Annotated in this window: 10 protein-coding genes; 5 read left to right on the forward strand and 5 right to left on the reverse strand. The window is 32.4% G+C overall.

The annotated features are described in order from the left end of the window. Positions 1 to 9: 9 nt before the first annotated feature. A complete protein-coding gene (locus E0W69_RS06045) occupies positions 10 to 738 on the forward strand; it encodes a hypothetical protein (RefSeq protein ID WP_131329135.1) in 729 nt (242 codons plus the stop codon). Between the two features lie 54 nt (positions 739 to 792). Here E0W69_RS06045 and E0W69_RS06050 read toward each other — a convergent pair whose 3' ends face one another. After that, complete coding sequence (locus E0W69_RS06050; protein WP_131329136.1) at positions 793 to 1587, reverse strand: GLPGLI family protein; 795 nt, start codon at positions 1585 to 1587, stop codon at positions 793 to 795. Positions 1588 to 1606: 19 nt separating this feature from the next. Continuing rightward, the gene (locus E0W69_RS06055; RefSeq protein ID WP_131329137.1) at positions 1607 to 4384 is read right to left on the reverse strand and encodes an outer membrane beta-barrel protein; all 2778 of its coding nucleotides are present in this window, start codon (positions 4382 to 4384) and stop codon (positions 1607 to 1609) included. Between the two features lie 179 nt (positions 4385 to 4563). On the opposite strand from E0W69_RS06055, the gene E0W69_RS06060 reads away from it, so the two are divergent. Both E0W69_RS06060 and E0W69_RS06065 read left to right on the forward strand, forming a co-directional pair. Continuing rightward, positions 4564 to 4971, forward strand: a complete 408-nt coding sequence (locus E0W69_RS06060; protein WP_131329138.1) for an Rrf2 family transcriptional regulator — start codon at positions 4564 to 4566, stop codon at positions 4969 to 4971. A 22-nt stretch (positions 4972 to 4993) separates the two neighbouring features. Then, entirely contained in the window at positions 4994 to 5455 is a 462-nt protein-coding gene (locus E0W69_RS06065) for a nuclear transport factor 2 family protein (protein WP_131329139.1), read from the forward strand. 58 nt (positions 5456 to 5513) lie between these two features. On the opposite strand, the gene E0W69_RS06070 is transcribed toward E0W69_RS06065, so the two are convergent. Continuing rightward, positions 5514 to 6185 (reverse strand): response regulator, encoded by a 672-nt coding sequence (locus E0W69_RS06070; protein ID WP_131331908.1) that lies wholly within the window; start codon positions 6183 to 6185, stop codon positions 5514 to 5516. Between the two features lie 166 nt (positions 6186 to 6351). Between E0W69_RS06070 and E0W69_RS06075 the strand changes: the two genes are divergently transcribed. Continuing rightward, positions 6352 to 8541, forward strand: a complete 2190-nt coding sequence (locus E0W69_RS06075; protein WP_131329140.1) for a hypothetical protein — start codon at positions 6352 to 6354, stop codon at positions 8539 to 8541. Between the two features lie 77 nt (positions 8542 to 8618). Then, entirely contained in the window at positions 8619 to 9080 is a 462-nt protein-coding gene (locus E0W69_RS06080) for an Lrp/AsnC family transcriptional regulator (RefSeq protein WP_131329141.1), read from the forward strand. On the opposite strand, the gene E0W69_RS06085 is transcribed toward E0W69_RS06080, so the two are convergent. Together E0W69_RS06085 and E0W69_RS06090 are read right to left on the reverse strand one after the other, a co-directional pair. Continuing rightward, positions 9069 to 10139 (reverse strand): hypothetical protein, encoded by a 1071-nt coding sequence (locus E0W69_RS06085; RefSeq protein WP_131329142.1) that lies wholly within the window; start codon positions 10137 to 10139, stop codon positions 9069 to 9071. The two genes, E0W69_RS06080 and E0W69_RS06085, sit on opposite strands and share 12 nt — an antisense overlap. A 9-nt stretch (positions 10140 to 10148) precedes the next feature. Further along, complete coding sequence (locus E0W69_RS06090; RefSeq protein ID WP_131329143.1) at positions 10149 to 11939, reverse strand: HSP90 family protein; 1791 nt, start codon at positions 11937 to 11939, stop codon at positions 10149 to 10151. Between the last annotated feature and the right edge of the window lie 7 nt (positions 11940 to 11946).

Consider the following 11946-nt stretch of genomic DNA (forward strand, 5'->3'; position numbering starts at 1 on the left):
AATAGAACTATGGAAAATTATACACTATCTCCAGATAAAATTGATAAATTATTTCGTTTTTGCGAAAAACATGGAATCAAATACTATGATGTGCAAGTAGAGTTGGTTGATCATTTGGCTAGTGCGATAGAAACTGCAATGTCGGATCATCCCAATTTATCATTTGACGATTGTTTGCAAAAAGAATATAAAGGGTTTGGTGCTACCGGATTTGCAAAACTTCTTTCTGAAAAGAAAAAAAGTATAGAAAGAAATATTAGAAAAAAGCGAATAGAGGTTTTAAAGAAAAGTATCACCCCTCCAATGTTATTTATAACATTAGGCGTTCTCTTTTTGCCTATATATTTGATTTACCATAAAGAGATTTCCATAATGAAAAAATTAAATATGCTATGCTTAATCCTAGACGTTTTTGTTGGAATATATTGGACAACTCAAATAACAATTTTTCAAAGGCAAAGAAATAAAACTAGATCAGGGTTGGAGCGTTTAAAAATAATGATGGAAGATATTCCACAAATATGGCAAGCAAGTATTTTAGTTATTACAATTTTCAATAATTTACAAGGATTAATACAATTTATAAGTTATCAAAATGGCAATGGAAACTTTTATTTGATATCCTCCTATTTAGTGCTTAATACAATGAGTAGTTTATTGCTAACTCTTTTTTTTAAAGAAAATGCCATACTACATGAATATACTAAAAGGAATTATCCTAATGCATTTAGTAAATAACAAAAGCGCGGTAAATAGATTTTATTTACCGCGCTTTTGTTATTTACAATTACTTTAAAAGTTAAGAAACTGGATCAGATATTTTCCTCCATCACCACCGCCAAAAGCAGACGCAATTTGTTTTATCGTTGCTTGGAATTCTTTTTCGTTTACTGTTTTTATTTTTTTATTGATCTTCGAATCATCAACTACTAATGGTGTAGTGGAAGGAGTAACTGTAGTTGCAAACCACGTACTGTGTAAATAGGGTAAAGATAAACCTAGTATCATCCCTGGAAGACCATGAAATGACTCTGGTCCCATGGATGGTACAATTTGAGGTGTGTAAAAAGCAACAACATATACCGAATCGTGAATTAAACCATTGGCACGACGACATTCAAATCCTGCAATATCACGCGTCTCATCCATAATACGCCATCTAATAGGTTCAATGGAATCTGAAATATTTAAAGTGGTATTAAAAATACCTTTTGTACTTAACCTTTTTTGGTCACTATAATTTGTAAACACAGAATTATCTTGCCCTGGCATATTAAACATTCTATCAAATTCCTGGTGTGTATCTGGTTGGGGATCAGATGGAGTATAGTAACTCGCTGTCGAATTAAAATTCATGACATAGTCTGTTACTTGGAACGGTTTGTATTTTCCATTGAACATTTGCATGATTTGTTCGGACTGATTTTTCATCATTGGTGTCAGTTCCACAAACTCTTGGACAGTTTTTTGAATTTGTGTACGTCGTTCAAATACTATTTTACCAGAGGTGATAAATCTGGCATTTTGACTAAAACCTTGAGATGCAAAGCCTATTAATACAAGGGTTATTATTATATATTTTTTCATTACTAATAATGTTTTGAGATTAGTTTTTAGAAGCAGTAGCCATTCCGGTTTTGAAATTCCAAATTACAGAAAACAAGAAATATCTTCTAATTGTAGAGTTGAGTACTTGATAGATTTGGTTTCCAGAATTGGTTCTTTGCAAATTGACATTTTTATTAAACAAGTCATTTACGCCTGCACGCAACACCAATCCTTCATTTTCAAAGAAAGTTTTTGATAATGATGCATTAAATAAGCCAATCGTATAAGCAGAACTAAAGGATTGGGATTTGCCATAATAATTGAAATTATAGTCCACGTCTAATTTTAAAGATTTAGTCAAATAAACATTTCCATTTGGATTCAAATTATAAGAAAAATAGTTATTGTCTAAGTTTGATTGAACGCTCGTTTTATTTTGATTGTAAGTTACCGTACCGTCAAATGATAGGAAGTATTTTTTTTCTTTATCCATATTCATATATATCCCAACGCTAGACGTACGCGTAATTGAATTATTTCTTGCATTGTTGATAAAGTTAACAACACGATTTTGTCCAAAATTCAAATTTGGCCGAATTTGCAAATCATTCAAACTTTTAACTTTGGCAAAATAACCTGCAAAGACACTTAAATTATAGTTGCCATTAGCATTTATATATTGATACGTCGTTTTACCCGTTGATAATTCTGTGGTTGTATTAGTTGTAATCGCATTTAATTGATTACTTCCAAAGAAACCACCGTAAAAACCAGAGAAAGTAACCAAATCAAATTTATTAATGAACATACTAAAATTATTACTATAAGAAGGCTTTAAATCTTGATTACCCAAATAAACATTCAATGGATCTGTATTCTGTGCCAATGGTTGTATTTGTGTCATCGAGGGCTGCGTATTACTTCCATTATATCTAATGTTTAAAGATAAATTGGATGGATAATTATGGCGATAAAATGCTTGTGGATACCAGTTTACAAAGTGACGAGAAACTTCCTTGGTTGTATATTCATTCGTTTGTTTGTATTGGTTAAATCCAACATTTGTACCAATGTTGAAGTTTGTATTTTTAGTATTATAGTAGTAAAAGAATCCGGTACGGTGCATAAATTGGTTAAATTTATATTTGTTACTATACTGAGAATCTAATGCATTGTATTGACCAATATTATTTTGATTAAACGATAAATTATCTGAATTACTATTACTCGATACAATACCATAGTTTACTATGATCGAAGCATTTTTACTTAGAGGTTCTGAATAGGTTGCCTTTGCAGTCAATATCTGTGTATTACTACTATTATCTTTTCTCTGGTCTATTACAGAGGAACTATCATTCGTATAGAAATTACTAATATTGTTTAAAAAACCACCATTGTTGTTTTTATTGTATTGTTCATTTAAATAGATAGATAAAGTTCTTCTTGCTTTTTTGAATTTATGTCTAAATAAGGCATCGGCTGTAAATGTATTGATGTCTCCAGTTGAGGTAAGATTTCTCTTATTGTCATTAACAGGATTTCCATTTTCGTCTACAGTTGTACTTGTAGTCCTACTAGCTGAGTTACGGTGATCTAATTGTCCATGCATATTGACAATCATTGAATTATTCTTAGTGGAGTCAAAATATATCTCTCCACGACCATCTAATTTATTCCTAAAGGATTTATTATCAAAATGATTGTCAGTATGGGTTATCTGGGCACCTTCTGGTAAATTATTTTGGATATCTGTAGTTGTATTTCCATGGATACTAAGATTATTTATTTTATAATCACCTAATAGCTTTGTGCCGTATTTAAACAAATTATCATAATGTACCGCCCCGAATTGACTTAGAGGAATACCTTTATTTCCATAGTTACCATCCCAAGCAATTAGATCACTGTTGCTACTTTGCGCGGTTTGAATATCTGCTGCATCGTTATTAGAATTGTCATCATTCATATTCCAGTTTTGACTATTATTTGCCCAGTCCAAACCAACTTTAGAAGTATTGCCGACTGCTCCAGTAACCGAAAACTTTTGATTTTTATTAAATTGGTTGAAATTGCCTTGAGATTGATGAAATCCTTTGGTTCCAGCTCCAGCTTCTAATTTTCCGAAAGTACCATGTTTGGCATTTTCCTTAATTTTTAAATTAATTGTTTTTACATCATTTCCGTCACTGATGCCCGTAAAGGCGGCTTGATCACTTTTTTTGTCAAAGACTTGTACCTTGTCAATGATATCTGCACGTAGATTTTTAGTCACTAATTTAGGATCATCACCAAAAAACTCTTCCCCATCCACTAATACTTTTTGTACTTTTTTTCCTTGAGCCGTGATATTACCATTTTTGTCGACTTGCAACCCAGGTAATTTTCTTAATAATTCATCTACTGTTGCATTGGGTTGTACTTTGAAGCTGTCAGCCGCAAATTCGGTGGTATCTCCTTTTATAGTGATAGCTGCAACACGTTTTTTTACAACAACCTCTTCAAGTAAATGTGCTTTTGTCAACATTACAATATGACCTAAAGAAATGTCTTTGCCTGGAGACTGCACTTCGGATGTATAATTTACATAGTTAGGATATTCGAATAATAAAAAGTATTTACCATCTGTTGGAACACTTACTTGGAATGATCCGTCCTTATCAGTTCGAGTAAATTTGTATAGAAAGGAATCTGATGCCGTCAATACAGAAACGGACGCATCTTTCAACGGGACATGATTGATCGTGTCAGTGACGCTTCCTTTAATGGTATTTTGAGCGTGGACTTTAAAAGCCATACTCATCAAAATAAGGCATAATAATGTTAGTCTTTTCAATGTAATAGTATTTAACAAGCTTAAATGTTTTTGGATCTGAGGCAAATAAAATGAATATCCTATTAATCTAGTCGTCGATTTATTTGAATGGTTATTTTTCTATTTGAATGAAAATTTCTTTGTACCAAAATGAAAAATATATCTACATTTGTATTGTAATAAATAAAATTACAGTTAAGATGATTAATAGTAGATTCTCAATTCAGATTCATATATTGTGTTTATTGGCTGTACATCGATCACCTTTAACTTCTGACTTTATTGCTAGTAGTGCCAATTGTAATCCTGTTTTAGTTAGAAAGGAATTGAGCATCCTAAAAAAAATGGGATTTGTACATACCAAAGAAGGTAAGAGTGGCGGTGCAACTTTAGCTATAGCAGCAAACGAAATCCATCTAGATCAATTATATAAAATCTTATATGAAAATCAAGAAGTATTTGGTCAAAATAAAAACACACCCAATCCCAATTGTAACATAGGTAAAAATATTAATTTGCTTATGTCAGATATTAATCGACATGCAGAATTGTCTTTATTAAATACTTTAAATGGTTTTACAATTCAAAACCTACTCGAACAAATTTAATTCTTCATAAAAAACATATAGTATGAAACGGATTGTATTTTCCTTGATTGCAATGATGGCATTTGCTTTCCATGGATTTAGTCAAAAAACAACAGATAAGAATTATCTATCCGAATTAAAACACAATAAGGAAGTTGTGTTGGCTTTTTACCAACAGGTTTTTGGAGATAAGGATTTAAGTCATTTGGATAAATATTTATTGCCTACTTACATCCAACACAATCCACATGTGGCGGATGGTGCCGCAGCTTTTGAAAAAGCTGCTTCTGGTTGGTTAAAAGGTGCACCGAAAACCAAAATCGATGTACAACATATTGCTGCCGATGGAGATTTAGTTTTTATTCATTTGAAAAATAAATTACCTGGTGGCAAATTACAATCCACTATCGATATTTTCCGTATGGAAAATGGAAAGATTGCAGAGCATTGGGATGTACATGAGTTAGTTCCAGACTCTTCAGCAAATCCACATCCGATGTTTTAAATACAAAAAGCTCATTCGAAATTGAATGAGCTTTTTGTATCTATTGAGAAACATTTTACTAATTAGAAAATTTATAACCTACACCTTTCACCGTGGAGATACAATCTATTCCCAATTTTTGACGGATTTTTCTGATATGTACATCGATGGTGCGATCGCCTACGATGACGTCTATGCCCCAGATCTGTTGTAAAATTTCATTTCTTAGAAATACACGACCAGCTTTAGATGCTAATAAGTATAAAAGTTCAAATTCTTTTTTAGCTAAAACAACTTCATTATCATCCACTTTTACCACATATTTCACTGGATCGATCAACATATTTCCAATTTGAAGCGTCTTTTCGCTTTCTTTATTTTTTCTACGGAAAATAGCGTTTACACGACTAGTAAGCACTTTTGGACTGATTGGTTTGCTGATATAATCATCTGCCCCCAATTCAAAACCTTTTAAATGTGATTTTTCGTCATTCAAAGCCGTCAAGAAAATAATTGTTGAATCTTCAAATTCTGGTTGACTTCTTAGAATCTCGCAAACTTCTGTTCCTGATTTTTTGGGCATCATAATATCCAAAATCAAAAGATCTGGAACAAATTCTTTTGCTTTATCTAATGCTTCTTCTCCATTTTCGGCTTGAATAATATCATAGCCTTCCTTTTTCAGATTGTAACTTAGGATCTCTAATATATCCGGTTCGTCTTCTGCAATTAGAATTTTATTTTTTTCCATCACTTTATAAATTGCTTGCAAAATTATCAATAACATGATAAGATAATCTTTTGTTCATATTAAGTTATTGTTAAGCCAAAAAATACAATTGAAATTATCCTCATAATTTGGCTGTATTTTTGCATATATTGTCACGACTTTAATAGTTTTTACGAAGCGTATTTCTATGAATAAAATATTACCAATTATATCCAGCATCGTTTTGAGTATTGGGATAGCTCAAGCACAAAGCAACTATCCTATCGAAAGAGCCTCATTTCATGACAATATTGACAATAGTCAAAAACGAATTCTCAATTTAGATCATAAGGATGATAGTTTGTTTACGCCTTCAGAATCTGACGAAAAAGTAAACGAACAAGCAACATTTGCTGCCACTTCTCAGATAGACAGTATTCAAAGTCAAATTGAATCGGATAAAAACATGGATAGTAACACGAAGATTAAATATCTACGTGGTCTCAATGATTTATTGTCATCTTTTATAATGGGATTTAAGAGTCATTCTATCAAGGGGGGACAATTAACTACGTTGATTTCTGCATTTGATCAATCTATGGCTTTGGAGCAAACGGATCAAGCGATCACGCCAATAGTTTATAAAAGTCCGTTAGCCGTAGGAAAGATTTTAATAAATAATTTTGCGTTTAGACAAAATTCTGGTTTGGAGGACTCTAAACAAATTTTGATTACAAAAGAATGTGGAGATTTTCCACATAGAGCATTGGATATTTTGGAAAATCATCCAGAATATAAGAGTACAGATAGTGTTATTGTAGCTGTGGCGCATCGCGATCCAGATTATTTGTATAATTATGCTGCTGCGACTACGAGATTGGGAAATGTTATTCGTAAAAATCCTGATTTATTAGTTGCTACGATCAGTAGTATGGCTACACGTAAAACAGGTCGTCAATATTTTCCTTTTTTAGATAATTTGTATAAAGGAACAATCACATTTGATGCTATTGATAAAACTTTAGAAGATCCTACATACCAAAAGTATTATTCCTTATTGGTCAATACAGAAGTTGAATATTCTAAAAGAATATTAGAAAGCGATACGCCAATGGGAATGAAAGCATTGGGACGCAGATTGAAAGATGTATCGATCGATCCATTTGTCAATACCATTAATGGTCTACATGAGTCTCCAGATGCTGTACGTTTTAAATCAATTATGCCATTAACTCCGCAAGAATTATATTATTTAGCGGTTTTAAATGAGGAAGAATTGTACACATCTAGTTATTTGCATGGCGTTTACAAACAAATATTTGAAAAAGGTGGTAAAGGTTATACGGGAGACAAATTATTAATGAGTGTTTATTTTGACCATTTCAAAAAATGGATCAAAATGGCTGCCAATTACAACAAATTGGAAGATTTTCTTGCTACAATGAATCCGCAAAATTCGGAATTATTGATGCGTCAATTTGTTAGAAATTTGGACAAAACACAAGGAACAGACAGCTTAGAAGATGCCGTGGATGTTGCTGGTTCTTTTGCAAGTATCAAAGATCCCAAAGTTAGAAATTTGGTTTTGGATGAGGTGCAAGTTAATTTGGAACATGCGAAAGCTACAGGAAACAAAAAAGCAATCAACATCTATGATATTTTGAATACGTTGTTTTTATCCATGGATCCAAAAAACAATATAGATGTATCTAAATCTTTGGGGATTGAACCCGTTTATTATATGCCAATAAAAGAATTGAAAGATGATAAAGGTCGCATTATCATTCAACAATTTTTTTATGGAGATAAAGATGGTCAAACGGGTTACAATAATTTCTTAGCGACATTTAGCGGAAAAGGTTGGAAGACAACTCACACTGCAGAATGGTCGATCGTTAGCTCTACTATTGGAACGCCAGTTATTATTTATTTCAATAAACCATTGGATGAAGAAAAAGGTTTGGATGATAAAGCACAACAAGATTTGGATGCGTATTTGGAAGAGAATGACATTCATCCAACTTTAGTGATTCATAGAGGACATAGTTATTATTTGCCTACTACCATCAAACAACTTGTACCATCTGCGAAAGTCGTAATGTTAGGAAGTTGTGGAGGTTTCCAAAGCTTGAGTGATGTATTAAATATCGCACCAGAAGCACATATTATTTCCTCTAGACAAACGGGAACGAATTTGGTAAATATCTCCGTAATTTCTGGTATTATCAATAATCTAAGAGATGGTAAAACCTTGAATTGGGTAGATATGTGGAAAGGATTTTCCAATAAATTAAATGGAAATGCAGAGTTTGCAGATTATGTTCCTCCCTATAATAATCTCGGAGCTGTATTTTTAATGGCATATAAAAAACTCCAAGAAAAAGAAGAAAAAGAATAATTCAAAATAAGGCGCTAATTTAGCGCCTTAATAGTTCTTATATAAGTTTAATTGTATTTTAAAAAGAAGTGATCATTATGGACGTTTTAGACAACACAGACATTTTAATTTTAAAAACATTAAACCAAAACTCTAACATAACTACAAAGGAACTTGCAAAAATAGTTTCGCTCTCTCCCACTCCAGTTTTTGAGCGGGTCAAGAGGTTAGAAAATGAAGGCTATATCAGAAAATACATAGCCGTTTTAGATGCTGAGAAATTAAATAAAGGGTTTATTGTCTTTTGTAACATCAAGTTGAAAAGGCACAATAAAGAGATTGGTAACAATTTCGTATCTGATATTATGCAAATCGAAGAGATTGCGGAGTGTTACAATATCTCTGGCGACTTCGATTTCTTATTGAAGATTTATGCAAAAGATATGCACCACTACCAAGACATCGTATTCAACAAATTAGGTTCTGTTGAGAGTATTGGTAGTACGCATAGCACTTTTGTCATGAGCGAAATTAAAGCCTCTTTTACCTTACCGATTTAGTATAGAAAATTGACTTGAAACGTTTTTATTTCCGTTTCGTTCGTCAAATTTCGCAGCTATATCTTTTGCTAATGGGAAATAAAAATCATGTAATTCTTCTTTGGAATACTGATTTTTATTTTCCTTATATAGCAAATGTGAAGAAGGTAATTGCAAATTGAAAATAGTTCCGTCAGGGAAAAATTCCAATGTCTCTAATAGATATATGGAAAATAGTAATTGTGTGCGATTTACTGGACCATCAGCAATGGGAATATATTTTTCCAAAGAAGACTTAGCTCTTTCTAGATCTGATTTTGCCCAAAACCTCGCCAATTTCATAACAGACAATAGAATGCTACTATCATATTCCATTTGAGAAAGTTCTTCCTCTGCCTTATTCGCATAGTCAATTGCTAGTTTGTCTTCACTCAATAGACTTGCCTCGTTGGACAAGTTAATCAAAGTACGCATTGGTACATGTGCGCAAGTGTATTGTTTTTTCAATAAGGGTAATGCCATTTCTTCTCCCTTGGTAAATCCATCCGTCAATATAGTTGCTGACACCTCAGCATCCATCTCGCAAGCCTGACAATCACTCATATTATCTCGATCAGTACTATTTAACTCTTGTAATGATTTGGCAATGGCGGAATTGTCTTTTTGAAAAATAGCTTCACTTACTTTTTCATTATAATAAGCTCGTTTGCCATATCCATTTCGTTCCAAACGAACTACAAAATCATTTAATGCAGCATCGATCTGTGCTAAAGAAATATTGGGATTTTCATATAATTCAGAAATCATCCATTTATATTGCCATAAAAAATCCTTTTCATTAAACACATCTGGATTTTCATCAAAAGTTTGCAATAACCAAGCAAATGCCGGAATGGATTCGTTAGCAAAGGCAAGATCCCTTTCGGTATTAATCAATTCCAAACGCAAATCATATCCCCATTCTTTATCTTGATTTTCATCGGCGATTTGAATAGCTTGTAAAATCAATTTCACCTTTTCCTCAGGTAAACTGATTTTATCAACTTCATTAAGTAATTTTTGTATTTTAAGTGTGTACATTTTTTCAAATTAAATATTGATAAAATTGGTCATTCCCATGACAATAAGACTATACAACGCATCATTAAACATCGTCAATTCTTTTTCACTCACCGTATATTTTCCCATCAACATGGCTTGTACAAATAAGACTTGAACTATTGGAGTCAAGATGTCTGTATCCGTAATGGTAATTAAATTTTGAATCAAACTATTATCCAAATTTAAACAGAATACAGGCTTTTTTTGTACTTCTTGCGGTATGGATTGTATTGCGCTGGCAAATGGATTGCTATTTTCCTTGAGCTGCTTAATTGTATTGTTAAAGGCAGACTCTTCCGGTCGTGTGTATAACGTAGGAGTATCAGAAGGTTGAAATCTCTTGAACTCTAATTCTATATTATAGCTCTTTAAAATTTCTAAAATCTTAGTTCGAATACCTAACAAACTTATCTCTTCTTTCTCATCAATACTTTGAAGAGAATTCAATAGTTTGTAGGAATTAATCGCTTGAATTTTGTATTCGGGATGTGCGCTTGCAATTTTTCGTAAAAGTTCTTCGTCAAAAGTATAAGAGGCATTCACAACCATATTTCCCTGAAAATTTGCCAATCTTTGCACTTGTTTGAACTCATCAAAATCCGGGCAATAATAGATCGTTTGTCCAGTTTCGATGATATTTCTAAAACTACGAAATCCCTTATTTGTTTCGAATGGCAAGTCATTAATTACTAATTGTAAAAACTCAGTATCTTCCAATGCAATCGCTTTTACATGTAAAAAATGTACCTGAATAATTTTATAGTAGATCTCAGGATTCAATGTTTTTAAACTTTCTAAATAGTGCTTGATTATTTCCCCTAATTCTTTTTTTACCTCGCGCAAAACATCATTATGCATCAAAGATTCTCTGGATGCGGTGGCATTTAGATCATTGGAATTAAGCAACATTTTTACAAAAAAAGCCCAACTAGGCAAAAGCCCATTGTCATTTTCAGTCAAAAACATCCGTTTTAAAAAAACACGATGATTTTGTTTACCTGAAAACGAAGTTTTTTGTGGTAAAATATATAGTACACCCGAACAATCACCTGCCTTTGTGTGAAATGGAATAGCATCTAAAAACTTAATATTAAAAACATCTCTACCTATTTGTAATAGATCTTCTTTTTCTAAATTACCATTGATCCACTGCGCTTTGGTCTCGTTGACTATTATTGTATCATTCTTATTTTCGATAACAATTTCTTCTGTCAGCGCATTTCCATAGTAACGAATCTGTGGTAAAAAATGATTTAAACCAAAAAGATGTTTGTATTGCGCTTTGGAATATAAAATTACTTTCGTTCCAACGTTTTCATTGCGAGGCAAATTTTCAATTGTATAATTTCCGTCACTACTTGCTGTCCAACGAAAACTATGGTCTTCAAATATAGATTGTGTCTCTACGATTATTTTTTCACTAACCACAAAACAAGACAACATGCCTATACCAAATTTTCCTATAAAATCCTTACCATCAATATTGTCATTACGCTTGGAACTCTCCCCAATTACGGAAAGAAACTGATGAATCTCATTCTCTTTCAAACCAATGCCGTTATCCTGAAAAGTGAAAAAAGCATCCTCGTCTGTCGGTAATTGAATTTTTATTTTCCCAACGATAGTTTCATCTAGATTTTTTCTGGCTGTAATTGCATCGACTCCATTTTGCAATAGCTCCCGAATAAATGTATTCGGGTTGCTATATAAATGTTCTGACAAAAGGGAAATCATCCCTTGTAAATTTACTTGAAAGGAATAAGGTTGATTTTGATCCATGTATATT

This window comes from Rhizosphaericola mali, from assembly GCF_004337365.2.
Taxonomy (GTDB): domain Bacteria; phylum Bacteroidota; class Bacteroidia; order Chitinophagales; family Chitinophagaceae; genus Rhizosphaericola; species Rhizosphaericola mali.